At 30.3% G+C, this 24,965-nt stretch carries 26 protein-coding genes; 6 read left to right on the top strand and 20 right to left on the bottom strand.

The window, feature by feature from the left end; translation table 11 throughout:
• Positions 1-50: 50 nt before the first annotated feature.
• The 6 genes from BFJ87_RS05110 (at position 51) to BFJ87_RS05135 (ending at position 6,944) form a co-directional block, all read left to right on the top strand.
• Positions 51-515, top strand: a complete 465-nt coding sequence (locus BFJ87_RS05110; RefSeq protein WP_077400900.1) for a CBS domain-containing protein — start codon at positions 51-53, stop codon at positions 513-515.
• A 263-nt stretch (positions 516-778) separates the two neighbouring features.
• Positions 779-1,150, top strand: a complete 372-nt coding sequence (locus tag BFJ87_RS05115) for a hypothetical protein (RefSeq protein ID WP_139344209.1) — start codon at positions 779-781, stop codon at positions 1,148-1,150.
• 187 nt (positions 1,151-1,337) lie between these two features.
• Positions 1,338-2,054: an ABC transporter ATP-binding protein gene (locus BFJ87_RS05120; protein ID WP_077400905.1), complete on the top strand. Its 717-nt coding sequence runs from the start codon at positions 1,338-1,340 to the stop codon at positions 2,052-2,054.
• Positions 2,051-3,454 (top strand): DUF3526 domain-containing protein, encoded by a 1,404-nt coding sequence (locus BFJ87_RS05125; protein WP_077400908.1) that lies wholly within the window; start codon positions 2,051-2,053, stop codon positions 3,452-3,454. The genes BFJ87_RS05120 and BFJ87_RS05125 overlap by 4 nt, the downstream gene beginning before the upstream one ends.
• Position 3,455: 1 nt before the next feature.
• Positions 3,456-4,886 carry a DUF3526 domain-containing protein gene (locus BFJ87_RS05130; RefSeq protein WP_077400911.1) on the top strand — a complete coding sequence of 477 codons (1,431 nt, stop codon included), beginning with the start codon at positions 3,456-3,458 and terminating at the stop codon, positions 4,884-4,886.
• A 204-nt stretch (positions 4,887-5,090) separates the two neighbouring features.
• Positions 5,091-6,944 carry a DUF3413 domain-containing protein gene (locus BFJ87_RS05135; protein ID WP_077400914.1) on the top strand — a complete coding sequence of 618 codons (1,854 nt, stop codon included), beginning with the start codon at positions 5,091-5,093 and terminating at the stop codon, positions 6,942-6,944.
• Positions 6,945-6,946: 2 nt separating this feature from the next.
• Here the strand turns inward: BFJ87_RS05135 and BFJ87_RS05140 are convergent, their stop codons facing one another.
• The 20 genes from BFJ87_RS05140 to BFJ87_RS05240 all read right to left on the bottom strand — a co-directional run bounded on the left by BFJ87_RS05140 (position 6,947) and on the right by BFJ87_RS05240 (position 24,951).
• A complete protein-coding gene (locus BFJ87_RS05140; protein ID WP_077400917.1) occupies positions 6,947-7,297 on the bottom strand; it encodes a hypothetical protein in 351 nt (116 codons plus the stop codon).
• A 65-nt stretch (positions 7,298-7,362) separates the two neighbouring features.
• Complete coding sequence (locus BFJ87_RS05145) at positions 7,363-7,932, bottom strand: pentapeptide repeat-containing protein (RefSeq protein ID WP_077400920.1); 570 nt, start codon at positions 7,930-7,932, stop codon at positions 7,363-7,365.
• On the bottom strand, positions 7,929-8,480 hold the full coding sequence (locus BFJ87_RS05150; RefSeq protein WP_077400923.1) for a hypothetical protein: 552 nt from the start codon (positions 8,478-8,480) through the stop codon (positions 7,929-7,931). The genes BFJ87_RS05145 and BFJ87_RS05150 overlap by 4 nt, the downstream gene beginning before the upstream one ends.
• Positions 8,481-8,565: 85 nt before the next feature.
• Positions 8,566-8,820, bottom strand: a complete 255-nt coding sequence (locus tag BFJ87_RS05155) for a hypothetical protein (protein WP_077400926.1) — start codon at positions 8,818-8,820, stop codon at positions 8,566-8,568.
• Positions 8,821-8,963: 143 nt separating this feature from the next.
• Positions 8,964-9,617, bottom strand: a complete 654-nt coding sequence (locus BFJ87_RS05160; protein ID WP_139344210.1) for a hypothetical protein — start codon at positions 9,615-9,617, stop codon at positions 8,964-8,966.
• An 84-nt stretch (positions 9,618-9,701) separates the two neighbouring features.
• Positions 9,702-10,607, bottom strand: a complete 906-nt coding sequence (locus tag BFJ87_RS05165; RefSeq protein ID WP_077400932.1) for a hypothetical protein — start codon at positions 10,605-10,607, stop codon at positions 9,702-9,704.
• A gap of 78 nt (positions 10,608-10,685) precedes the next feature.
• Positions 10,686-11,207 (bottom strand): hypothetical protein, encoded by a 522-nt coding sequence (locus tag BFJ87_RS05170; RefSeq protein WP_077400935.1) that lies wholly within the window; start codon positions 11,205-11,207, stop codon positions 10,686-10,688.
• A gap of 172 nt (positions 11,208-11,379) precedes the next feature.
• Complete coding sequence (locus tag BFJ87_RS05175) at positions 11,380-12,216, bottom strand: SH3 domain-containing protein (protein ID WP_077400938.1); 837 nt, start codon at positions 12,214-12,216, stop codon at positions 11,380-11,382.
• A gap of 553 nt (positions 12,217-12,769) precedes the next feature.
• Positions 12,770-13,831, bottom strand: coding sequence for a serine hydrolase domain-containing protein (locus BFJ87_RS05185; RefSeq protein WP_077400944.1), 1,062 nt, complete (start codon positions 13,829-13,831; stop codon positions 12,770-12,772).
• Positions 13,832-13,964: 133 nt separating this feature from the next.
• Positions 13,965-14,768 carry a helix-turn-helix domain-containing protein gene (locus tag BFJ87_RS05190; protein WP_245799590.1) on the bottom strand — a complete coding sequence of 268 codons (804 nt, stop codon included), beginning with the start codon at positions 14,766-14,768 and terminating at the stop codon, positions 13,965-13,967.
• Positions 14,769-15,247: 479 nt separating this feature from the next.
• The gene (locus BFJ87_RS05195) at positions 15,248-15,724 is read right to left on the bottom strand and encodes a hypothetical protein (protein WP_077400950.1); all 477 of its coding nucleotides are present in this window, start codon (positions 15,722-15,724) and stop codon (positions 15,248-15,250) included.
• Between the two features lie 151 nt (positions 15,725-15,875).
• On the bottom strand, positions 15,876-16,475 hold the full coding sequence (locus BFJ87_RS05200) for a hypothetical protein (protein ID WP_139344211.1): 600 nt from the start codon (positions 16,473-16,475) through the stop codon (positions 15,876-15,878).
• Positions 16,476-16,675: 200 nt separating this feature from the next.
• Positions 16,676-17,203 carry an STM3941 family protein gene (locus tag BFJ87_RS05205; protein ID WP_077400956.1) on the bottom strand — a complete coding sequence of 176 codons (528 nt, stop codon included), beginning with the start codon at positions 17,201-17,203 and terminating at the stop codon, positions 16,676-16,678.
• Between the two features lie 225 nt (positions 17,204-17,428).
• The gene (locus BFJ87_RS05210) at positions 17,429-17,971 is read right to left on the bottom strand and encodes a hypothetical protein (RefSeq protein WP_077400959.1); all 543 of its coding nucleotides are present in this window, start codon (positions 17,969-17,971) and stop codon (positions 17,429-17,431) included.
• A gap of 48 nt (positions 17,972-18,019) precedes the next feature.
• The gene (locus tag BFJ87_RS05215) at positions 18,020-18,658 is read right to left on the bottom strand and encodes a hypothetical protein (RefSeq protein WP_077400961.1); all 639 of its coding nucleotides are present in this window, start codon (positions 18,656-18,658) and stop codon (positions 18,020-18,022) included.
• Between the two features lie 152 nt (positions 18,659-18,810).
• On the bottom strand, positions 18,811-19,263 hold the full coding sequence (locus BFJ87_RS05220; protein ID WP_077400964.1) for a hypothetical protein: 453 nt from the start codon (positions 19,261-19,263) through the stop codon (positions 18,811-18,813).
• 13 nt (positions 19,264-19,276) lie between these two features.
• Entirely contained in the window at positions 19,277-19,636 is a 360-nt protein-coding gene (locus BFJ87_RS05225) for a hypothetical protein (RefSeq protein WP_077400967.1), read from the bottom strand.
• Between the two features lie 238 nt (positions 19,637-19,874).
• Positions 19,875-20,255 carry a VOC family protein gene (locus BFJ87_RS05230; RefSeq protein ID WP_013621108.1) on the bottom strand — a complete coding sequence of 127 codons (381 nt, stop codon included), beginning with the start codon at positions 20,253-20,255 and terminating at the stop codon, positions 19,875-19,877.
• Positions 20,256-20,310: 55 nt separating this feature from the next.
• A complete protein-coding gene (locus BFJ87_RS05235; RefSeq protein ID WP_077400970.1) occupies positions 20,311-21,789 on the bottom strand; it encodes a ComEC/Rec2 family competence protein in 1,479 nt (492 codons plus the stop codon).
• A gap of 27 nt (positions 21,790-21,816) precedes the next feature.
• On the bottom strand, positions 21,817-24,951 hold the full coding sequence (locus BFJ87_RS05240; RefSeq protein WP_077400973.1) for a VPS10 domain-containing protein: 3,135 nt from the start codon (positions 24,949-24,951) through the stop codon (positions 21,817-21,819).
• Positions 24,952-24,965 lie beyond the last annotated feature (14 nt).

Below are 24,965 nucleotides of genomic sequence, written 5' to 3' on the forward strand. Positions count from 1 at the left end.
ATAATTCATTAAAAATCACTAAGTTTAAGATTAACCTAAAACCAAATATTATGGGAATAAAAAGCTTTCAAGGAGTGCGGAAGACCATTAAAAAGGAATTTGAAGCACCAATTTTAGTAGAGGATTATATGACTAAAAAACTTATTACGTTTAAACCAGACCAGTCTATTTTAGAAGTTATGGAGCTGTTTACCAAGCACAATATTTCTGGTGGGCCGGTTTTGGATAATAACGGATTTTTGGTAGGTATTATTTCTGAGGCAGATTGTATGAAACAAATCTCGGAGAGTCGCTATTTTAATCAGCCAATATTAAACAAAAGTGTAGAAAATTTTATGACCAGAGATGTAGAGTTTATTTCTCCAGACATAAGTATTTTTGACGCTGCAGGTATTTTTGTAAAGCACAATAGGCGTAGACTACCTGTGCTTAAAAATGATATTTTAGTAGGGCAAATTAGTAGAAAAGATGTAGTTGTTGCAGCATTAAAGTTAAATGGGCAAAATTATAAATAGCGTACCTTATGATTTCTATTTTTATATGAATGGTTTCTGTCCCCAGAAACCATTTTTTTGTTATTTATTCTTTACGTAAACCTCATTTTTAACATAATATTATAAAATACACCTCTTCATTTTAATAATTGTGTTGATATTCTTTCATTTTGTTGTCATTTTATTAGTTTTTTAGAAAAAATTAACAAAATTAAAAAATGGCACTATGTTTTATTGTCTATTTTGGCATGCAAATTTGTAATTAGGTTTAATTAATATATCTCTTGAGATTCTTTAAAAAACATATTGCTATATTCTTCTGCTTGCTATTTTTTGTAAGTCAGGTAAGCTATGTTTTTCATACTTATTTAGAACCTCACAATCACAATCATTACACCACATTAGAATCTAAGAGTGTAGATCATAATTCTTTACTGCTAGAGAATACTGAATTTACTACAGCTATATATGACTGTTTGCTTTATCATCAGTTTAAGTTATCTAAAATTGTTGTAGCTTATGAAAATAAGCTTCAAATTAAAAAGGAAACATCAACGCATTATTTAAAAACAGCATATGTAGAGCCATATACATTTTTCTATTTTTTAAGTAACAGTCCGCTCAGGGCACCACCTTCTACAAGCTTAATAGCGTAATTTTTCACAAAAAATAATACAGTGTTGTAAACAAATAATACCAATTTAATTTGTTGGTATGTTGTTTTGTATAAGTATGTTATGTGTTGTTGTATACAAACACACTATAGCATATTAACGGCTATTATTTATTGTATGTTTTTATAAAAACAGTATTAAAATATATAAAATCACAACAAGATAAAAAATGATAAAAACAACTAATTTAACCAAGAAATATGGCGATTTTACCGCTTTAGATAATTTAAATGTTGAAATTAAAGAAGGAGAAATATTATGCTTACTTGGTGCTAACGGAGCAGGAAAATCTACCACTATTAATTTGCTGCTAAATTTTATAGCGCCTACATCTGGTAACGCCTATATTAATGGTTTAGACGTGGTAAAAAACCCAAAAAAAACGAAGCCATACTTAACGTATATTCCAGAAAATTTAATGCTTTATCCTACTTTAACAGCTATAGAAAATTTAGATTATTTTTTGGGTATAGGTGGTAAAAGTTTTTCAAAAGCAGAGCTAAAAACCTTTTTAGAGGAAGCAGGTTTGCAACAAGAAGCTTTTAATAAGCGTGTACAGTTTTTCTCTAAAGGAATGAGGCAAAAAGTAGGCATTGCATTAGCAATTGCAAAAGGAGCCAAAGTATTGTTGTTAGATGAACCAACCTCTGGTTTAGATCCTAAATCTAGTAACGAGTTTGGAGAATTATTAAAGCGTATGAAAAACGCCAAAGTAGCCATACTTATGGCTACACATGATATTTTTAGAGCCAAGGAAATAGGTACGCATATTGGTATTATGAAACAAGGCGTTTTAAAGCATTATTTTAGGAATGATGAAATTACACTGCAAAATTTAGAAAAAGTGTATTTAGAGACTATGACCTTAAATAACACTGCTGTATGATACGCTACATTGTAAAAAAAGAAATAAAAGAAATTTTTAGAGACGGACGCTTTAAAATTTCTGCTCTAATAGTATTTGTATTGGCCGTTGTAGCCTTTTTTGTGACATTTAAACAGTATAAAAATACGGCAGCACAGTATAATGAAGCTAAGGCTAATGAACGTAAAGTTTGGGAGTCTCAAGGAGCCAAAAATCCGCATTCTGCTGCACACTACGGAAATTATGTTTTTAAGCCTAAATCTCCATTGTCTTTAATAGATCAAGGTGTAGATAAATATACAGGTATTTCTGTTTTTTTAGAAGCTCATAATAGAAATGAAGCTGCTTTTAGTGATGCTGCAGACCAAACAGCACTGTCTAGGTTTGGAGCTTTAACACCAGATTTTATTTTGCTATACATTATCCCTTTAATTATCATTTTAATTGGGTATAATATTTTTTCAAAAGAGATTGAAGGAAGTACCTTTTTTATACTAAAAAGTCAAGGTGTTGTTGGTTGGAAATTGTTTATTGGTAAATGGCTTGCTGCCTTAATACCTACATTGGTAATTGCAACGGTATTATTTGTTGTAGCAGCTGTAGCACTAACAAGTTTAAATGACTTTGGTTTATTTGAGTGGAAAGAGATTTTGGCCTTGTATTTTGTATATGTGTTGTACTACTTAATATTTACAAACGTGGTATTGTTTATATCATCTAAAGTAAAAAAATCTGGTATTGCACTTGTAATTAATTTGGTGTTTTGGGTTTTAGCTTGTTTTGTGGCACCTAAAGTAGCTAGTAATTTGGCAGATGCTAAATATCCTTATCCATCTCATCAAGAGTTTAATGAGCAAATTGCTAACGAGAGCAAGCAAGGTTTAGACGGACATAACCCTTGGAATGAAGAATCTCAAAAACTGCGAGAGCAAACTTTAAAAGAATATAAAGTAGATAGTGTACATAAATTGCCTTTTAACTTTAATGCGTTTTTAATGCAGAAGAGCGAAGAGTACCAAGCTCAAGTATATGCTAAACATTATGGTCTTTTAAAGGAAAAAGCTAAAAAGCAAGGTGGAGTGTACAAGTCATTATCTACAATTTCTCCATTTTTACCAACTCGTTTTTTATCTATGGCAATTGCCAATACAGATTATGAGTCTCACTGGGCTTTTACAGAAGCAGCAGAAGAATATAGAGTAGGTGTACAGCGATTTTTAAATGGCACTACAGAGAAAAATGCTAAATATAACGAACGTTACGTAGCACCAGCAGACACATGGAGTAAGTTAGAAGAGTTTAATTATGAGAGTCCAACTTTTTCTGAAGTTTACAGACAAAATACAAGCGTGTTTTCTGTGCTTATAATTTGGTTTGTATTTACTGCTGCACTATTGTTTTTCACCAATAAAAAATATTAAAATGTTTAGATATAATTTTAAATATGAATTAAAGTCGTTGCTACGTAGCAGATGGCTTTTACTGTTATCATTACTACTTTTAATTGTAGTTTTATTTGCAGGTTACAATGGAAAAGAAAAAGTTAAAGAGCGCACACAGGAACTAAAAAATGTTGTGCTAGAGTCAAATACTAACGACGCTGCAATGGCATTGGTGTTAGACTCTATAGAAAGTGGTCTGCAGGTAAGTGTTAACCCAAGGAGAATGCCTAATGCTCCAATGAATGTAGCTTATAACTATCCTAGGGTTGCAGCAATTCCTGTAGCACCCTTAACATTTATTTCTACAGGGCAGAGCGATCTTTTTACGCATTTTATTAAACCTAGTGCGTATGGAGATAGTTTTAGTTTAGATTACTCTGAGCTTGCAAATCCAATACAATTACTTTTTGGTTCTTTTGATTTGTCTTTTGTAATTATTTATATATTGCCGTTAATAATTATTGCGTTTAGTTATAATATATTATCTGAAGAAAAAGAATATGGCTCTTTAAAATTATTGGCATCTCAGCCAATATCTATTTACCAATGGATAGTACAAAAAACAGCGCTTAGATTTTTTTGGTTAACCTTAATAACTCTTGCTGTTATTACAATTACGTTATTGTTTTTTGGGTTTGACTTTAAAACTAATTTCTCAGCATTTTTACAGCTAATAAGTTTAGTGTGTGCTTATATACTTTTTTGGTTTACTATTGTTTTATTAGTTAATCTAGTGGTTAATAATTCGGCTAAAAATGCAGTAAGTTTATTAGCAATTTGGGTTTTTGTAATTTTAATTATTCCGGCGGTAGTTGGGCAATTGGCAAACTCTTTTTACCCAATACCATCTAGAACTAAAATGATTACTGAGGTTAGAGAGTTAAAAGAAGAATTATCTAGCAAACAAGATAAAATATTGGATAATTTTTTAAGAGATCATCCTGAGTATGCATCTAAAGACGGGAATAGTAATTATTCTTTTTGGCATAAATATATAGCATCTCAAGAGTTGGTAGAAGAGGAGTTAAAGCCTTTAATTAGCTCTTATGAAGATCAGCTAACAAAACAGCAAAATTGGGTAAGATTGTGGCAATATAGTTCCCCTGCCATACTTATGCAGCAAAGCTTTAATAATTTGGCGCATACCTCTACAACTCATTACCAGAGTTATAGAAATCAGGTTGCTTTGTTTTCTAAAGAATGGCGTAACTTTTTTAAGCCTATGTTGTATGGTAATAAGAATTTTACAACTAACGATTATAAAAAACTTCCTAGTTTTACATACGAGCCACCAATAAATAGTTCGGTTTTATTAAAAGTAGTTGTATTACTTATTTTTTCAGTGATATTTATTTTTATAGGTAAGCAAGTGTTTGTTAAAAAGATTAAAAAAGGAACTATAATTTCTTAACAACTTAAACGTAAGTTTTAGTACTATAAATAGGTGTGTGTTTTGTAACGCACGCCTATTTTTTTACTTTAATATTATAACTTGTTGGTAACTAAATAACACAGGTCTTTTGGTGTAGGTGTAAAAAGAAAGAAATAAGTTAAAATTATATTTTTGTTAAGTTTGCATCTTACAACACTAAAGAAGCGTTTTACCTTACAGAGAATGAAAAATAACAAACAGTTTTACAAACAATTATTCATTGCCTTTTTATTTAACTTAATTATTGTTTTTATAATTGCAGGAACATATTTAAAATATGTAGAAATTGCAGATTATTTTGTTTCAAAAGTATATGTTGTACTATCTACTGTTAGTCATTTTATTCTATTAACAACTCCTGTGTTTTTGTTAAGTGCATTGGTCTTTTTTATTACAAAGAAAAAGATACTAACCAAATGTTTTTTTGTGCTGTTGTCTACTTTATTCTTATTAGGTTTAAAGTTAGATAGTATTGTTTTTAGTCAGTTTAGATATCATTTATCTCCCTTTGTTTTTAGGTTGGTTTTTGGAAAAAAAGCTACAGATATATTTGAGTTTTCACACACCACTTTTTTTAGTGTTATTCTAGCTGTATTGGCCTTAATAGGGATTCAGTTTTTATTTTTGTTTTTAGGAAAGCTAATTGTGAATAAAGAATTTAATTTAAGGATTAAGCTTATGTGCGTGGTGTTTTTTACATCACTTGTTTGTACACATTTGGTGTATATGTGGGCAGATGCTAGTTACTATAGGCCGGTAACTCAAATTGCTAGTGTGTACCCTCTTTTTCACCCTTTAACTGCAAAACGTTTTTTAGCAAAAATTAATGTGGTAGATCCAAAAAAGGCTATTAAAAACAGAGATTTATATAATATTACAACAAGCAATTCTATTGTATATCCTTTACATAAAATAGAATCTGTTGCTCCTGGAGTTAAAAAGAATATACTTTTTATAACCTTAGACTCTTGGCGTTTTGACTGTATGGATAGTATTGTTAGTCCAAATATGTACAATTTATCTAAAAAGTCGCAGGTATTTCAAAAGCACTTTAGTGGGTCTAATGGTACAGATGGTGGTATTTTTTCTCTGTTTTATGGCTTTACAGGCTTGTATTGGGAACAATTTACCAAGTTAGAGCGCTCTCCTGTTTTTATAGATGAGTTTTTAAAGCAAGGTTATGATATTGGAATTTACGGTAGTGCCAACGTGCAAAACCCTCCTTTTGATAAAAATGTTTTTAGTGCTGTTCCTAATTTAAGATTGTCTTCTAACGGTGACTCACCATCTGCAAGAGATGCCGAAATAACTGAAGAATGGATTGCTAATTTGGATAAAAAAGATGGAGAAACTCCTTTCTTTGATTTTCTGTTTTATGATGCTGCTCACGGGTATGATTACCCTAAAGATTATGATATTAAATTTAAGCCATCATCTAAAGAAGTAAACTATTTAGGCTTAGACTCTAATGATACAGAAAAATATACAATGTTTTTTAATAGGTATAAAAACGCAGTGTATTATATAGATGATTTGGTGGGTGATGTACTAAAAGCATTAGAAGAAAAAAACTTGTTGGAGTCTACTATTATAGTGGTTACAGGTGATCACGGACAAGAATTAGATGATAACAAAAAAGGATACTGGTCTCACGGAGGTAACTTTACCAAATATCAAATACAAGTGCCTACGTTTATTTTTGATGCTTCTAAAGCAGCAAAAGAATACAAAACAACTTCGTTACATTATGACATTGTACCTACATTAATGAAAAATTATATGGGTGTAAAAAATCCTATTGGTGATTATAGTATGGGTCAAGATTTGTATAATTTAAGCCAGAGAGATTGGTTTGTAAGTGGCTACAATAATAATTACGCTATTATTGAAAAAGACAGAATTACAAAAGTGTATTCTACAGGTTTGTTTGATATTACAGATCTAAAACTAAACAAACTTATGGATGCAGAATTGCATTATGATGTTATAAAAGAAGCGCTAGAACAAATTAATATGTTTTATGAGAAAAAGGAATAAAACTACTCGCGTTTAACAATCATATAAAAATCATTATCTAAGGGTAAATAACCAAGATCATACACAAAAAAATAGGTAGTTCCTTTTTTGGTGGTATAGGTGTTGGTAATAAACTCAAAGTCAAAACCTTTGTCTATAAGCCTTGTACGTGTAGTTTTAGTTTTGCCTTCTGTAAGTGTAAAACTATCTAAAATACGGTAGTTTTTACGCAGCCTATTGTTTATGTTTCTAATTAGGTTTTTACTGTCTTTATTTATTTTGTTGTTGTAAGCATTACGGCAATAGTCTTCACAGAATTTTTTATCTGCTCTACCAACAAGTTTTTTTCCGCATTCTAAGCAATTAGTCTCCAAATTTATAAGTAACTTTTTAATGGTTTTATGTTTAACAAGTTACAAATAAAACTGTTATGTGAAATTTAGCTAACACTAATTTTATATTTTGTGAGTAAGCCAAACAAACTATCTTTAGAAAATTTAGCTCCTTTTATGGCATTATTTTCTGGGTCTATAACAAAGTTATAAGCCGTTGTAAAGTCTGTTTTATGTAAAACAGTAGTATTAAAAGCTGTATTTTTTAAATTACAATTGCTAAAAATGGCCTCATTTAATGTTGCTTTAGAAAAATCTGCCTGTTCTAAATTACAGTTATTAAAAAGTGTTTTTTTTATTATTAACTTGTAAAACGATGCCAGCTGTAAATTACAATCATTAAAAGTAAAAGACAATAAAAACGGATTACAGCTAGTAAACTGTACACCTAGCAACTTGCAATTGTTAAATGTAGCGTTGTTAAAAGAAGTGTTTTTAGTTTTTGCGTTGGTAAAGTTACACTCTATAAATGTGCATTCTATAAAATTATTATCAGACAAGTATGCTTCTGTAAAATTACACTCTACAAAAGTACAGTTATCATACTCTGCAAGAGCCAACCTGTTTGTTTTATAGTCTTCTTTGGTAAACGTTTTGTCTAAAACAAGGGCATTCATATGTTCTGGTTGTAATTAAGTATAGCTTCAATTCTACTTTTAAAAAACTCTTTGTCTTTAGCAGATATTCTATTTAAAGAGGAGTTTATTTTTCCTTTAAGCATATTGTATTTATCTAGAGTAAAATTTAACTTTATAATGGTTTTAAAAAGTACTTTTTTGGTTTCTACACTTTTAATATCAGAGAGTGGAATTTTTGTATTGGCAAGAATGGTTGTTGGTTTTCTTATCCAGGTGGCGTAGTCAGAAACGTAAATATTGTTATTGTTAATTGTACATATTACTTTATTTTGTTTAAACTGATTGTAAATCATTAGCAGTAAATAAATTGAAATTACTACAGGAGAAAGCAATATAATAGACATAAATATTAAGAAAAATATAGATTTTTTATCAGTTATAGTTTTGCCATCAAAAAAACTCAGAAACATAGTTATTGTAAGTACAGATAGCACTATAAAAACTAGAAGAAGAACAGTTAACACAAGCAATAGTGTAGCTTTTTCTTTTTTAGATTGATAAAAAACAGATGTGTTTTCTGATTTCATATATTGTTACTCACATTTTAAAACTTTTTTGCATTGCAATACACTAAAATCAAAAACTTTTAGGAATACTTTTGCTCTTGTTGCTTTAGTCTTTTTTATATTTTTTATGCGCTATTTTCTTTTTTTCTAAAATTGCATAAAATTTTCGGGGAGATATTTTCAGGTCTTTTGTAATTTCACTTACTTTTTTCTTTCGTTTTTTATAGAGTTTTAAATTATCGTTTACTTTTTTATTAAAGTAATGTTTTTCTAATTTTTCAACTATTTGTAATTCAGTTAAATTAGAATTTTTTGCGTAGTTATCAATTTCTAATTTAATTTTGTTAAGTTTTTCACTCATATTTATGTGTGCTAATGTGTTTATATAGTTAAAGCACTAAAGTTAACAAATAAATAATATGCAGAAAATCCGCAAGCCCCTACGCTTCGGGATTCTAAAGGAGGGGAGCACTAGAAATAAATTACATACGGTATTAGCAAACGTTATTCGCTAAATGTTCCATCTCCATTCCATTTTAAAATTTTTGTAGGTGTATCAAAGAATGGTCCAGAATCACTTTCTGATTTTTGATTTTCATATTTGATTTCTATATTTTTCCCTTTTCTGGGTAATGAAAAAGTAAGTGAAGGATGGAGAGATTCGTATTCTAAAATTTGTTTACGAGTCATTTTAGAATAAAAATCAGTAATTATTAACCTTTTTGTTACCTCTAAATTTGGATAATACTCTTTGAATATAGGTTTGTCTGAAATTTTTAGGTCATTATCATAGATAAAAAATTTAAAATCACTTTGACCATAACTATATGTTCTTGTATTTCCACCATAAGTAGAGATAGCAATCAGTTTTTTATTTTCAAAATTCCAGTAACACATTTCAAATCTAATTTCTGTATTAATATTGGAATCGAAAGAAGTCTTTATTGATAAATAACCATTTTTTTTATCAATAAAGATATTTTGATTCATCTCACCATCCGATATTTTTTTATTTTTCACTAAAGATTTTCGTTCTTGTTTACCTAAAATTGTATATTCTTCAGGTAACATATAAAATAGGTCTACTATATTTTGGCTATACGAACAAAAGCTACATAATAGAAATAATGTAAGTATGTTTAATCTTCTTTTTTTCATTTTTTTAATATTTGCTAACCTATTCGTATATGGTTAGTAAAGAGGTTAAGCGCCTAATTTAGGACACAAATACAATGGAATATTTTAAAAAGGATTAGAGCTTTCCTTAGATACGTTTTGGTGAAGTTCTTTTAGTAAATTATAAACTAGTGTTTGATTCTTTTCTTTATACCTTCTTATCCAAAATGAATAAACAAAAAACACTCTGTTGCTTAATTTACTGCCTTGGTCTTTTTTAGAAGAGTAATTTTCATCAGACAAAATATCTTTAACTTCTTCGCTGGCAAAATTATTAATTGTATTCTCAATTTCTTCATATACATCCCAATAGTTATCTGCGTCTGGGTCTTGAGAATACATTTTGTTGGTTAAGTCGTTTTCATACCTTATAGATTCATTATTTTCTATTTCAGTATAAGCAGTTAATAAGGCTTTTACTATTGACGACGCACCTGAGTCTTTGTATAAATTGTTGTTTTTAAATAATAAATAAAGTACTTGTTTTTCTTTAGGCGTTATAAGTTTCTCTAAGTTCTCTGGACTCCTATCTATACTACTCCAGATATGATTTACAACAGAAAACTGATCTAGGGAGGGGTTTACTTTTCCAAGAATTTTTCTATTTACCAACGCTTGACTGCTCCATATACTTGTCATAATATTTATATGATCAAGATCATGAGATTTAAAAGCAAATTTTATAAAGTTTTTGGTATTTATAATTGGAGTATAATCACCCGTAAAACTAATTAGAGTTTCTGCGTTAATTTGGTTTTCTAAAGTTAAAATTTCAGCGCTACTATTTTCAATTTTATGGTTCGATTTGTCTAAATCCTCAGATATAACATTAATAATAGAGTCTTTAGCTGTTAATTGTCTTTGTAAATTATTAATTTGAAGTTGTTGTTCTTCAGTTTTATTATTGCAAGAGTATAAAGCAAATAAAAGAACTATTAAACATAGTTTTGATTTGTGTTTTTTAAAATTCATATTTTTAGCTTTTAAATTGTTCTAACTTAAATTAACTTTTTAGGGTCTTGTGTATAAAATATAGTGTATAAATATGCATTACTTTTTACTTAACTTTCTTAATTCAATAACATCATTTTTTGCATACTTTATATGGCAAGACCTGTCTCCGCAATAAATATATGGATAAGATTGGTGTAAAAATCTTTCTTCTCTTTCTGTTACTTTTTTTGCATAAATAAGGTACTCTTTATCCAGCATTAATAATGGAGATATACTACTATAAATTCTTGCAAATATTTTAATTTGGTCTTTCTTTTTTCCTTTAAATAATTCCGTTACCTCAAAAACATACCAGTAATTTTGGATAGGACGAAAGTCAGTAGGTCCGTTTTCATCTAAGTCTGATGGTTGAAGTGTTTCTTTTCGTATAATTTCTATAACTTTTCCTGTAAATACGTATTCAGACCTTTTAAATTCATCCAAAATTTTTGGTATATAAGTAATTCCAGGATATTCTACACACAATCTTTTTAAGTGAATACTGTCAATTACTTTTCTTTTTCTTTGACCAAAGCCAAGAAATGAAATTAGTAATATAAAAAGTGTAATTTTTTTCATATGATGTATGGCAAGGGCTTTGGCTATTTAAAGTAGCTAATAGAAAATGATAACTATTTAATTTTGCACTTAGTCTAAACGTCTTATTTTTAAAAACACAAATCTAAAAATAGACAGATCTTTATACTTAAGCCTTAATATATTAGCAATAACTTTTATTAATTACTGTGTTTTAATTAGGATTGTCGTCTGTTAAATAACCATTAAAAACATAACCTTCAGTAGCATATGTATTGTTTGTATTTAATTTTATACACACCCAGTTTCCAGTAATGTATCCATTTATATCCTCATTATAAATTGTTAATTTTTTATTTGTTCTTCGGATAACGTTAACAGCTTCTCCGTAACTTAATGTATGAATTACTTTTCCTTTTTTTCCAGGTTGATCTCTGCAATAAAGACCTTTTTTTGCTGATACGTATTTCCAATGGTTTGTTCTTGTAAAGTTGAACTTGATATCGTTGGTTGATATATAATCAAGTTTTAATGAATTTTTAAGATAAATAACTATTCCTCTACTGCTAATAGTATCTGATAGTTTTCCGTAAGCATCAGAAGAGTATTTTTCAATTATAATACCATCACCTCTATTAGAGTAAAAGGTTTTGCTTTGTGAAGGTATTATGTATTTGCTTGTAGAAGTTAAAGAATCTGTAGCTATTAGTTCTTTTCCATTATTTCTTAAGAATAAAATTTTTGATTTATAAAATGAATTGTCTGAGTTATTTTTAAACCCCCAGAACACTAGTGCATCTAAAAAATTATCATCACCAAAATCAAATGTAACTATATGCTTACTCATAATAGATACTCCTTTTGAAGATATTATGTCTAAATCTACAGTGTTTTTTGTTGCTGTTTTGGCAGCACTAATTATAGAAGCTTCATCGTTTGCTAATATTTTTTTTTCATTACTAGTTTGGTCCTTTTGTGGGCTAATGGCTTTTTTACAAGAAAAACAAACAAATAAGAACACTATGCTTAATATGTGAGTACTCTTAATCATAACTGTAATCTTTTCAAATTTTTAACAGTCTAAATATTAAGATTATTTAATACTAAAGTAACCACCAATGTATATTCGTGGTTTTTCAATTTATATTCGGTGTTAAAAAATTAACAGATAGGAGAGTGAGGGAGTAAGGCCTGAGATTAGTATTGTTTGTAGGCTTTGTAATTTTGCGAATGGTTTTGTGTATGGTTATTAGCATAGTTAAAGCACTAAAGTTAACAAATAAATCACTCATAGGAAGTGTGCGGGTCTCAATGCCTTCCGGATTTAGAAGTAGGCAGAAACAAGCAACAAACTATTTGTTAACCTTAGTTACTTATTCTATTAAAAATTTACTATTTATTTCAAAAATTGACTTTTATCTTACAAACGTTCTTATTAAGAAACACATTTAATATCTATTTATCCGTTAATGTTTTATTTATCTTTAATAGTTTAACAAGAGATTTTACATTTGGTTATTATGCGGATATAAGCACTCCTTTAAAACAATATTATGCTGCTCTAAGTTTTTTATACCGTGTTACTTTTTGGTTTTATTGGCACCTTATTTTAAGATAGTCTCATAAATTTTATTCCACAATTCTTGTCTCATTTTGGAGTTTTGTTGATTAATTAGAATAATTACCCCCCAGTTGTTCTTTCTATTGTAACAGATAATAGAAGATTGCCCCATAGTATCTCCTGTTTTTCGGAAAAAAGTGTTGTTTTCGTCACTATAAATATTAATTCCTAAACCTATTTTTCTGGGTCCTTTTTTTGCTTTGTAAAATATTTTTTCTGTCAATATACTTGCCTTGGCTATATTAGAGTTTTCATTTAATATTTCTTTTAAATACTTAACCATATCTGTGGCAGAAGATTTAAGTAAACCTGCAGCAGCACTTGAATTCCAAGACATTAGATTTTGCTTAACTCCATTATTATTATAACCCGTTGCTATATTTTTAATATCAAACTCATTTGTTAAAGTGTTTTTCATTTTTATTGGGTTTATTAACTTCTCACGTACAATTTCATCATAACTCTTTTTGTATGTGTTTTCTAATATTTCACCCAATAATATAAAGCCAATAGTATGGTAACGATATGTGCCATAATCAGGCAAGGCACTACAATTATTAAAAATATCAATAAAAGTTGCTCTGGTTACATCTTTTAGTGGATTTTGAGGGTTTTTACTGAATAACTCTTTCCAATCAATATCATCTAATCCTGATTGATGAGAAGCTAAATCTGATACCGTTATTTTGCGTCTCAGTTGTTTTTGCAAAACAAAATCTTTTGGGAGATAATTTTCTATATAGTCGTTTAGTTTAATTTTTCCTTCATTTGCTGCTTGAGCTATTAAATTTCCTGTTATGGCTTTTGTTACAGACGCAATCTCAAATACCGTGTTTTTGTCAACATCTATAGAATTTTCTTTGCTTATTTTTCCATAACTTATATAATCTTCATGGCCGTTATAGATATAACCTACGCTAATACTTACCTCAGAGTGTTTTTGGTAATTATCTTTTATTATTGAATCGATTTTTTTGGTTAAGTTTTGCCCAAAAGAAAACGTACTAATTAATACTACTGCTAAAATGTTTAAATGTTTATTCATATCTCTTAATTTTAAATTATGAGACAAATTTGACAAAGCAATTAAACCTATGCGACCGATTAAAAAGATTCGAACGCATTTTTTACTTTATTTTGGTTCGAATCTTTTTTTAAAAACGACCGATTATCTACAATTAGCTTATTGTAAACATTTTACGATAAGATGTTGGTGTTGTTCCAGTTTCTTTTTTGAATGCAGTATTGAAGGATGATTTGGAATTAAAACCAGAATCGTATAAAATTTCTAGAACTGTACGCTTTTTTTGCGTGGCGTCACTCAATAAATTCTTAGCATAATTTATCCTGTAAGAATTTACAAAATCATAAAAATGTTGGTTTAGTTTATGATTTATTAAAATAGAAAGCTCTTTAACAGGAATTCCTATATCATCTGAAACATTTTGAATGGTTAAAGAAGGATTAAGAAATGGTCTGTGGTTTTTCATATGGTTTTTTAGTTTCTCAATATTCTCTTGTTCATACTGCGGAATTTCATTATTCAATCCCTCTGGCAGAATACTTTCTTTTATAGGCTTTAAAGTAGAATTTATTTGTTTAAAAAGCTCTGGATTATTTAAAGCCTTATATAAATACCAACAAATTAAAAGAAATAAGATGAGGTGTATTCCTATTTTAAAATGGCTTGAGATGGCAGAAAATTGAGAAAATTTAATAATGTTTTTTAATAATGCTATGGTGTATAAAAAAGATAATGTGGCTATAAATTGAAATAACCAATCGTATGTTTTAACACTAACTCCAGAGTAGTTTTCTAAGTAGATTTTTTTAATTTTTCTTAGCAACATAAAAATTCCAATAATGTAGCATACAAACTGCATATGAAAAATTATATGATTGAGTTGTATTTCAAACATATATTTATGCTGTTTTAAAAAACTTATTTTATCTGCAGTTTCAACTAGGTAAAATCTGGGCATATATAGTAAGTTTCCAATTGCAAAAGGAATACAGTGTACTAAATGTTTTGGTTTTAACTTAAAATCAGAATAGCAAACAGATTTTATATATAAGTATAAAGTAGGTATTTGTAAAAAAGAAAATGTACTTCTAAAAATAATAAGGTTATATGGCTTTGATGCTAGCTTGTCAAATATAATTCCGCTGGTATCTATAGCAGTCAGAATTAAAAATATTGAAAAAAGATAATTACTAACTTTAATCTTAGTTTTAACCGTGAATAAGTAGAACGCTAAAAATAATGAGATAAATATTGTTATAGAAGAAATTGTGTACATCAAAATAATATCAATTTTGCTTGCAGATATAAGTCTTGTATAGGGTTTTAAGCGTGCAAATTAGCAATTAATTTTTGGTTTAGCATAAACGTTAGCAAATCTGAGTAGATTCCTATGTAGTTGAAACCGCCGTAACTGCGGTTATATAATGTTGCCCACAGTTATTTTTGTTTTTTTAAATCGGTTATAATTTCAGTCAGCATTTTTTCATTAAAATTTTCATTCGACACGCTCGCATATCCATTATCCATTCTTCTGAATGCCGAAGCTGTTGTGATAAATTTATCATTGTAAATAAACACTACTTTTTCATTAGTTTTTGACATTCTTTCAGTTGCATTTGCCCATTTTTCTTTTGCAATTCCGTCATAAACCAATTCAATTATGGTCATTTCTTTTCCGCCCCAATTCGGCCTAGCTATTCCTATTTTCGAATATTCAGAAGCTTTTATTATTGGGTTGGGTTCCACTGTTATAAAATCTACTCCAAAATTATTTCTTACAATTTTAGATTCCGATTTTGATTCCGTAACAAAGTACCAACCGTTTTCAAATTCCAATTGCGTTTTGGATGATTTTTTCACACCGCAAGAAATTGCTAATAATCCTACTAATAATATTGAAAGTACGTTTTTCATAATTGTGGGCAACGGTAGGTATAACCGTCCATTATGGTTTAAAAGTTATTGTTTTTCGGCTTAGCACAGACGTTAGCAATTCCGAGTGGATTCCTACGTAGTCGAATCCGCGTAATTGCTGCTATATATTGTTGGTAAATCGTTTTTATTTTTATTCGTTATCAAATTCATTCTGTTTTGGTGGCGGTGGTGGTGGAATATTTGTAATGTCAAATCCCTCAAAAAGAATGTTATATTTAAAATAGTCAGAACCGTTTTGTGAATTAATTTCTTTAAACTGTCTAACAATTTCTTTTAGAGCTCTTTTTGTTGTTTCAATTGGATATTTATCTTCAACGTAAAAATAAATTAAAGCTGGTTTTAGTTTGTTTTCGTTATACTGAAAGTTATACTTTTTAGATATTATCTTATTCAGTTCCGTTTTTAGGAATTCTATTGGTTTTGTTTTTTTGTTTTTTCCATATTTAATTACCAAAGAATCATTTCTAACAAACAATAAATTCCGCCTGAAGTAACATCCAATTTCTCCAGAAGTTGGGCAGTCAGCAAATCCAGTTAAATGATAAATAGTATCATTTGATTTAAATCTTAAACCTGACGATTTTCCCTCACAGGTCAATTTGCCCATTTTTTGTCTTAATTCCGCAAAATTTGAAACTGAATCTAAATCTATAATTCCAATCTTGTCATCAATTTCGAAACTTTTAAAATCCTCTGAAAATAATTCAGCCAAAGGTTTTTTTTCTTTCAAATTTGAGCAGGAACTTAAAATCAAAAGAAAGATAAATATGTAGATTGATTTTGTCATAATTGTGTACAACGGTCTCGTATAACCGTCAGTTACGGGTTAATATGCGTTAATATTCGGTTTAGCACTGGCGTTAGCAATTCCGAGTGGATTCGGACGTAGTCGAATCCGCCGTAATTGCGGTTACACATTGTTGTAAGTAGTTATTTTCTTTTATTCAATTCAGATGTCATTATTTCATATAATTCCTCAAATTTAATTTTCAATCCATTTGTTGATATTTGAATAGGTGAACCAAACTTTTTAAAATTAGTCTCAACGTTTTTCCTTGTTAGGACATTTTTTTGTCTGTCGATAAAATCATTCGGGTTATTTACAATAACTCGTATAAAATTTTGATTTATGACTTTGCTTTTTTCAATACTTTCAATATTCTCCCATTTTATAAGTCCAGAGTTTATGGAAGTTGAGTTGTCATATATTCCCTCATCATTAATTTTTATTCCGTATTTATTTTCAAAGAGTTTTTTTGCAATTAATATTCCCATTCCTCCAAAGAAGATTATGGAAAGAAATCCAATTGATTTTCGAAAAATATTATTATTTAGTATCTCAAGATTAACAATTGGCGCATAATATGCAATCCATATTCCTAAAAACACGAAGATTAGAGATAGTCCAATTAATCCAATTATTTTAAATTTACTTATTTCTATTATTTTTTCTTCCATTTTCTTTTTTTGGTTTAATTACTTACAACGGTCTTGTGTCTGAAACGAAGCGTGTAAAAAGACACTAACTTTTCGGGTTAACACAGAGCCGAATTTTTATATTTTTGTTTTTAATTTTCTCTTTTTATAAGCCAAATCCATAAGATTTAGCGACATTATAAATATACACGGACCTTTCGGTTTTGCCATAAAGCCCGCATTACGTTTAGGGTTTGTTGTACCACGTTATTTTTTGTTTCTGTATAAATCCTCTATTTCGTCGATTAGATAAAAGTTTTTCAATTTAGATTTAACTCCATCAAAGTCCTTTTTTAAGAATAAACCAATTAGTTCCTTAGGAATTTGTTCGTTTTCAGTTTCCGTCATATAAAGTTTAATCTTTCTATAAGGATTATTTGGGTCATCCCTTTCGAAATGAGTACCAAATCCAACAACAAATTGAAACGAATCTTCGGTATTAGGAGCCGTACTAATGGACAAATACCTTTGTTCATATCTGTTGAGAACTTCTAAGTCTGTCATATTAAAAGTTCCAGATTTAAACTCTTTCCAATAGTTGCTTTTCCAATCAATATTTTCAAAATCCGTATTATGTTTTTCTAAAGAAGTCTTGCCTAGAATTTGGTATAAGTCACTTTCCATACTAGAGGTATGAATCCGTGAAATAAACTCATCGACTATTTCTAAACTATCTATTTTAGCGTCTTTTTTTTCTTTACAAGAAGAAAACAATGTTACTAAAATAATTAGGATTGATATTTTTTTCATAATTGTGTACAACGGTGTTGTGGTGCGTATTTTTTAGTTAATTTTAATTTATTTTTTGAATGTTGGTGGTGGTATCAAAAACTCTTTATCAGTTAACCATATTTTAATATCCGTATTATTTGTTATTCCATAATATTTTTCGGTTAATTTATCTAAATTTTCAAGCAGTTTGTTAAATTCATTTTTCTTGTCATAAGAAATAAAAATCACTAGTTTTTTTGAATTTTCACTCAACATAGGATTTATTCCATTATTGTTAATATCCATTTTTAAAACACTTTCTAAACTATCTAAAGGAAAACTTCCTTTTTTATGTTTAAAAATTGTGTCATTATGAATTTCAATAACATTTTTTGATTTGACAATTTTATAGGAATCACCTTTCCAACAAGGATTATGAAAATAGATGGTTCTAATTTCATTATTTGTATTTAACGTTATTTTTGGAATACTGTCATTACAAACAATCTTTCCAGCTCGTTCAACTAAATCATTCCAATTATTGAACTTTTCAGTATTCAGTTCAACACCAAGACTATCATTTTTTGTTTTCCATTTTCCAAATTCGCTTTGAACTATGGCAGTTTCTTTTTTAATTGACTCTTGTTCTTTTTTTTCAACTTTCCCACACCCATTAATTAATAGAGTTAGGGTTATTACGAAGGACAATTTAAGTGTATTTTTCATTTTTTCATTTTTTTGGCATATGCACTAGAACGGTCTCGGCTATGAGTAGTTGCGTGGTTTAGCACGTAATTTAGTAAATCAAAACCGAATAGAATATTCCGCAGGAATATTCGTAAGTAGGCTAGAACTAGCAATGAATTATATACCTTGTTTTAACACGTTTTTTTTATTTTTTCTCCTAAAATTCCTCCAGATATAAATGTTGGAATAAACCCAAAAAATAAAATCCAAAAGAATGGTTTATAATAATAATCAATAATAGAATCATAAAGATTATTTCCTCTCATTAGTCCTTCTTCTATAAATCCAACAGTTGAACCTCCAAAAACTCCGCAAATCAAAATAACCATTAGTCCGAACATTCCAATAAGAATTGAATTCCATTTTTTTTCACAAATCAGTTTCTCCATTTTTTTACCAACGTAATAACTTGAAATGAATAATGCTGTTATTGCTAGAGCAAAATTTAAAGGAAAATCTAAAATAAAGTCGATTAAATCTTTTATTGGGTTTTTAGTTCCTGCTAAAAGCCAAAGAAAAATCAGAATTGCAATTAGGAGATTTATTCCAACAGTTATATAAGTAAACTTTACTGATTTATTCATTCAGTTCAATTGTTTATAAATTGTATTCTGTGTTTGGTAAAGCAATGTCAACACTAAAGTTAATTCGTGAGATTGTCTTATTTTCCTCTGTACCTTTTGTTTTTGCTCCTAAACCAATTCCATAAACAGATATTCCAGCGTTAATTCCGTTTTCCTCTTTTTCGGTAACAGTTACTGCGACGTCAAAATCGACTTTGGAAACTTTAATTGCACCTTCTTCTTTATTGTAGAAAATATAATTTTCGTTAGAGTCGTTTTGTGGTCTAAATCTCGGATTAATTCTCGCGTTATGTTCGATAGCAAACTCTTTGCAATCATCTAATCCTTTTATAACAGATTTGATTGTTTCGCATATAAATTCGTCTAATTTCATAATTGTCTGTTGGTTTGGTCAAATGTGTTACAACTAGTTAATAAACGCAATTTATTGCGTTTGTTCGGCCATATTGGTGGTATAAACGCACGTTTTTGCATTTTTGGTTACTATTTTTCTTACAATATAAAAACATTTTTTGTACTACAATTACAGAAATACGTAATTTATATTTTTTTAATTAAATAATTACATAACACAAAAAAAGCCTCTAAAAGAGGCTTGTATAAATTATAATTTAGTTTTCTATTCTCCAAGGTGGGTTTAGTCTGTTTTCACCAGCATAAAATAATATCAGTTGGTTTCCATCTACATCTTTTAGCCTGGCTTCTCTCCACATCCAACTTTGGTCTGTTGGTAGTAGGTCAAAATTAATTCCGTTTTGTTGTATAGCGTTCACTTGCTCGTCAAGGTTTTTGCATTCAAAATAAACATAAATACCTTCTCCTTTTGGCAATTCTTTTGTCTGGTGAACAGAAAAAGTTGAGTTGCCATCTGGACACACAAACCTTGCGTAATGCGGTAATGCTTTTACAATTAGTTTTAGCCCTAATTTTTCATAAAACGGTATAGACTTTGTTAAATCTAAAGAGGGTACAGTTACCTGGTTTAGGTTCATTGTTTTTTGGTTTAAATAAGGCTTGTTTTTAAATAAGGTTTAATACGTAAAAATACTATTCTTGCTCAAACCTTTTTGTAGTTTTAGAATACTTAAGTTTGTGTATGTCCCATTTGCTATGGCCTGCATTACGCTCTAGTTTTTGGGCAATTATCATACGCTCACCATCTGTTCTAAGGTTAATCATTCCGTATTTGGTTAAAAACGAGTTTATTTCTTTATTAATTTTTTTTATACTTTTTAAAAACTTCTTTTTTTGCGCTTCTTCGGTTTCTTCTTTATAGTTCTTTTTTATGATTTTTAAATCTTTAAACATTTTAGAAATACCTTGTAGTTTAATATACGTTATTTCTTTTGTAGACCTAGCCAATTCGGTAGAGAAAATAAGTGGTTTTTCTCCATAACCACATTTGCCTAACGCACCAATAGTATCTGGCCTTGGATGAGCATAACTTTCATCATCACCAGAAGATATTACTGTGGCACTAGAATTTATTGCTTGTATAAAGCCATAATGAAAATGATTGCTGCCATGGTGGCAAGCCTTGGCTACATCTACTTGTAATTCATGTAACTGAGCATTATTTTTGTAATAATCTTGTAGTATTTGGCCAAACTCTGTGTTAACATCTCCTCCTAAAAGAATTTTAGACTTACCAAACTCGTACTTTAAAATAACAGAGTGTCCGTTTTTATCTTTTCCTAAATTGTTAATACTTTTTAGTGCATCTTTACCCTCAATTTTTTTAGTAATTGGCCCTAATATTTTTATGGAGTTTTTAGTATTATTTACAGTGCTTTCTTTACTATAATTGGGCAAATAATTAGCGCTAATGTCTAACGCTTTAAAACTAACATTAGGGTTATGTTTTAATACTTTGTACAGTGTTTTACAATAGGTAGACCCTGCACCTTTTCTGTTTTTAGCGTCTGTAATTAAGTGCAGCATTTGCGCCGTAGTTGTTATTACATTTGTATAATAGCCATCTTTTTTAGAGCCTAATCTGTTAGCACCAGGGCGTTCTACTAAACCATTATGGTAAATGGTGTCTATTTTTATTTTATCATTGTCAAAAACATACCCAAAACCTTGGTAGTGGTCAGCATCAGAATGACTAATAATTGTTGTGAACGGAAAAGATAAGGGAGATTTACGGTCATACAAATTAAAACGCCATGATAGATACCGGTTCATATTATCGGTTTTTCCGGCATCTATAAGTATGTGTTTATCGTTTGGAGTAACAATATGGCAACCGTCTCCTTGGCCAATATCTACAAAGTTAACCTCTAATAACCTTTCTTTTCTAAGTTCATCTACTTTTACCCAACCATTGGTATTTCTGCTTCTGGCAAATACCCTATTATTTACAATTTTGGTATCTAAAATTTTTATATAATCACCAAATAAAAGATGATTGCCCCAAGACCTACCATCAGAAGATTTGTAAATTTTTACAGAAGGGTATTCTGCAAACGCATATTTTCTTTTATAGGATCCTATGTTGTACGCGTCTTCTGATAGATGTGTCATTAGAACATTATTTTGGGTTACATATGCCTACTCTTCAACAAACAAATAATTTAATTTTAAGTTGTTAAAGGCAGTATTAAAAGCGGTTATTTCATCATCTAACACCTTATTAAAAGCAGTTAGTTGTGTATTAATTTTTGCTGTTAGTTCATTTTTAACAGCAATATCTTGGTCTGTTGGCGCAAAATCATCCAAGCCAATTAAACTATTTATATGCGCTAATTTGTTGGTGAGTTTTATAGGAAAGTTAAGCGGATCTTGGTTACTTCTGTTTTTAGTTTGATACAGCTCTTTTTCTATATCCTCTAACTTTTCTCGCATTGCCTTGGCTTTTTTTACCAGTTCTTTTGTTGCTTCAGTATCTTTATATTGTTTTTCAAAAGCAGAAAGTTGTGCTGTAATTTTTCGCATTTTTTTAATAGAAGTATGTGCTTTGTTTACCGTAGCATTTACTTCAGTTATAAAATTGTACTGCTTTTGCATATCTGCAATGTTAGCTTCTGCTCTTGGGTCTGGCACAATAGTAAAATCTTTGCTTTGTGTAGCGCCATTAACCACTAATTGTACCTTATACTCTCCAGGTACTGCTTTTGGACCACTAAAACTAGCCCACCAAAATATCATACCTTTAAGTTTCTCGGCTCCCTTTCCGCGCGTGTCCCACACAAAAGTGTTGCCTCCTGTTTTAACTTTTAATTTCTTGTTTTTTTCTTTGGCCTTATTGCTAAACGTAGCTAAAGTATCCCCTTTTTTATTAAAATAGATTAGTTTTACGTTATCGTTTTCTTTTAGTTTGTTAATATAAAAATGCGTAATTACACCGTTTGGGTGGTTGCTTCCTGCTAATTTAGATGGTCTGCTACTGCTACCACCTTTTGTTCTATAAGTGTCTTTTGGTTTGTATAATATTGATGTTGCATTTTTTGCATTTTCATCTAACTGATGCAATACAGACAAATCATCTAAAATCCATAAACTTCTACCTTGCGTAGCAACAATTAAATTGTTGTTTTTAATTGTTAAATCTGTTATGGGTACAATTGGTAGGTTTAACTGAAAAGGTTTCCAGCTTGCACCATCATTAAAAGAAATATACATTCCTGTTTCTGTGCCAGCGTATAACAACCCTTTTTGTTTAGGATCTTCGCGCACTACACGTGTAAAGTGCTCATTGCTTATACCATTGGTAATTTTTGTCCACGTTTGTCCGTAATCTGTAGTTTTGTATAGGTATGGTGCAAAGTCTCCCAACTTGTATTTTGTAGCAGCTACATAGCACGTACCTTCATTAAAAGCAGAAGGTTCTACGCTGTTTATCATAGACCATTCTGGCATATTTTTAGGTGTAACATTCTCCCAAGTTTCACCTCCGTTTTTAGATACGTGTATTAAGCCATCATCACTACCAACCCAAAGCAAACCTTCTTTAAGCGGACTCTCATTTGCGGCAAAAATGGTACAGTAGTATTCTACACTGGTATTGTCTTGTGTAATTGGTCCGCCACTAGAAACTAGTTTGCTAGGATCATTACGAGTTAAATCATCACTTAATAATTTCCAGGACTGACCTTCATTTTCTGTAACGTGTACGTGGTTAGAAAATGTGTATAGTTTTTTAGGGTTGTGTTTGCTAAATAATATAGGAAAGTTCCATTGGAAACGATATTTCATCCCATCTGCACCATAACCCATTGGGTTGTCTGGCCATACGTTTATAGCTCTTGTTGTACCTGTTTTATGGTTTTTTCTAGTTAAAAATCCGCCATAACTACCACCATAAACAATATCGTTATTGGTTGGGTCTACCGCAATATGTGCCGACTCGCCGCCTGCGGTTTCTTCCCAATCATTATCACTAATAGAACGCCCGTCACTTCTGTGGTTTATACGTATGGTAGAATTGTCTTGCTGTGCTGCGTAAATTCTGTACGGAAAAGCATTGTCTGTTGTAACTCTGTAAAACTGTGCCGTAGGTTGGTTGTTGTATGTGCTCCAAGTAGCGCCACCATCATAGGTAATTTGCGCGCCACCATCATCACCAATTATCATTCTTTTTGGGTTTTCTGGAGCTATCCATAAATCATGATGGTCTCCGTGTGGTGCGTTAAAAGTGCTAAATGTTTTACCGCCATTTGTAGATTTGTGGTATTGTACATTTAGTACATAAACAGTGTTTACATCTTCTGTGTCTGCATACAAGCGTGTATAGTACCAAGCACGTTGGCGTAATTTACGTTCAGCATTTACTTGCGTCCATTTTTTACCACCATCATCACTACGGTACAAGCCACCTTTTTCTTTGTTTTCTACAATTGCCCATACACGTTCCGAGTTTTTAGGAGAAACAGTAACTCCAATAATACCCAAGGTGTCTTTTGGGAAACCATCATTTTTAGAGATTTCTGTCCAAGTTTCTCCACTATCTGTACTTTTCCATAAAGCAGAACCATCTCCGCCACTGCTTAAACTATAAGGTGTTCTTTTTGCACGCCAGGTAGATGCATATAAAACACGTGGGTTATTTGGGTCTAACGTTAAATCTACAGCGCCTGCACTGCTATTAACAAATAGGGTTTTGCGCCACGTTTTACCGCCATCTGTACTTTTGTAAACACCACGTTCTTCTGTAGGTTTGTATATGTTGCCTAAAACTGCTGCATAAATAATGTTAGGTTTTTTAGGGTGAATTTTTATACGCGGTATGTGTCTGCTTTTGCTTAAGCCAGCAGAAGTCCAAGTTTTACCACCATCTTCAGTTTTCCATATGCCATAACCTGAAGAAACATTGCCACGTAAAGTTTTTTCGCCACCACCTACGTATATAATATTAGGATCACTTTGTGCAACTTCTATAGCGCCAATACTACCGCCAAAAAAGCCATCAGAAATATTGCCCCAGCTTCTGCCACCATCTTCGGTTTTCCAAACACCACCACCTGTGGCACCAAAATAAAACAAGTTTGGTTTATTTGGTACACCAGTTACTGCCGCAGATCTACCGCCTCTAAATGGGCCAATTAAGCGGTATTGCATACTGCTATATAAAGCTTCTGGATATTGTTCTGTTGTAGATTTTTGTTTTCTTTTTTGGGCAAAAGAAATCTGAGAAATGCATAAAAGCAGCAACAAAAATGTGCTGTTTTTTAAGTGATTGAGTTTCATAATGTTCTTGGTTG

The organism is Cellulophaga omnivescoria (assembly GCF_001999725.1).
Classification (GTDB): Bacteria; Bacteroidota; Bacteroidia; order Flavobacteriales; family Flavobacteriaceae; genus Cellulophaga; species Cellulophaga omnivescoria.

What these genes read in the sequence shown, in the direction of transcription:
- BFJ87_RS05125 (WP_077400908.1), top strand. Translation starts at nt 2,051, where the DNA reads ATGATACGCTACATTGTAAAAAAAGAAATAAAAGAAATTTTTAGAGAC.
- BFJ87_RS05165 (WP_077400932.1), bottom strand. Translation starts at nt 10,607, where the DNA reads ATGAATTTTAAAAAACACAAATCAAAACTATGTTTAATAGTTCTTTTA.
- BFJ87_RS05135 (WP_077400914.1), top strand. Translation starts at nt 5,091, where the DNA reads ATGAAAAATAACAAACAGTTTTACAAACAATTATTCATTGCCTTTTTA.
- BFJ87_RS05190 (WP_245799590.1), bottom strand. Translation starts at nt 14,768, where the DNA reads ATGCCCAGATTTTACCTAGTTGAAACTGCAGATAAAATAAGTTTTTTA.
- BFJ87_RS05170 (WP_077400935.1), bottom strand. Translation starts at nt 11,207, where the DNA reads ATGAAAAAAATTACACTTTTTATATTACTAATTTCATTTCTTGGCTTT.
- BFJ87_RS05220 (WP_077400964.1), bottom strand. Translation starts at nt 19,263, where the DNA reads ATGAATAAATCAGTAAAGTTTACTTATATAACTGTTGGAATAAATCTC.
- BFJ87_RS05240 (WP_077400973.1), bottom strand. Translation starts at nt 24,951, where the DNA reads ATGAAACTCAATCACTTAAAAAACAGCACATTTTTGTTGCTGCTTTTA.
- BFJ87_RS05130 (WP_077400911.1), top strand. Translation starts at nt 3,456, where the DNA reads ATGTTTAGATATAATTTTAAATATGAATTAAAGTCGTTGCTACGTAGC.
- BFJ87_RS05155 (WP_077400926.1), bottom strand. Translation starts at nt 8,820, where the DNA reads ATGAGTGAAAAACTTAACAAAATTAAATTAGAAATTGATAACTACGCA.
- BFJ87_RS05150 (WP_077400923.1), bottom strand. Translation starts at nt 8,480, where the DNA reads ATGAAATCAGAAAACACATCTGTTTTTTATCAATCTAAAAAAGAAAAA.
- BFJ87_RS05195 (WP_077400950.1), bottom strand. Translation starts at nt 15,724, where the DNA reads ATGAAAAACGTACTTTCAATATTATTAGTAGGATTATTAGCAATTTCT.
- BFJ87_RS05160 (WP_139344210.1), bottom strand. Translation starts at nt 9,617, where the DNA reads ATGAAAAAAAGAAGATTAAACATACTTACATTATTTCTATTATGTAGC.
- BFJ87_RS05185 (WP_077400944.1), bottom strand. Translation starts at nt 13,831, where the DNA reads ATGAATAAACATTTAAACATTTTAGCAGTAGTATTAATTAGTACGTTT.
- BFJ87_RS05215 (WP_077400961.1), bottom strand. Translation starts at nt 18,658, where the DNA reads ATGAAAAATACACTTAAATTGTCCTTCGTAATAACCCTAACTCTATTA.
- BFJ87_RS05230 (WP_013621108.1), bottom strand. Translation starts at nt 20,255, where the DNA reads ATGAACCTAAACCAGGTAACTGTACCCTCTTTAGATTTAACAAAGTCT.
- BFJ87_RS05120 (WP_077400905.1), top strand. Translation starts at nt 1,338, where the DNA reads ATGATAAAAACAACTAATTTAACCAAGAAATATGGCGATTTTACCGCT.
- BFJ87_RS05235 (WP_077400970.1), bottom strand. Translation starts at nt 21,789, where the DNA reads ATGACACATCTATCAGAAGACGCGTACAACATAGGATCCTATAAAAGA.
- BFJ87_RS05205 (WP_077400956.1), bottom strand. Translation starts at nt 17,203, where the DNA reads ATGGAAGAAAAAATAATAGAAATAAGTAAATTTAAAATAATTGGATTA.
- BFJ87_RS05175 (WP_077400938.1), bottom strand. Translation starts at nt 12,216, where the DNA reads ATGATTAAGAGTACTCACATATTAAGCATAGTGTTCTTATTTGTTTGT.
- BFJ87_RS05225 (WP_077400967.1), bottom strand. Translation starts at nt 19,636, where the DNA reads ATGAAATTAGACGAATTTATATGCGAAACAATCAAATCTGTTATAAAA.
- BFJ87_RS05145 (WP_077400920.1), bottom strand. Translation starts at nt 7,932, where the DNA reads ATGAATGCCCTTGTTTTAGACAAAACGTTTACCAAAGAAGACTATAAA.
- BFJ87_RS05210 (WP_077400959.1), bottom strand. Translation starts at nt 17,971, where the DNA reads ATGAAAAAAATATCAATCCTAATTATTTTAGTAACATTGTTTTCTTCT.
- BFJ87_RS05110 (WP_077400900.1), top strand. Translation starts at nt 51, where the DNA reads ATGGGAATAAAAAGCTTTCAAGGAGTGCGGAAGACCATTAAAAAGGAA.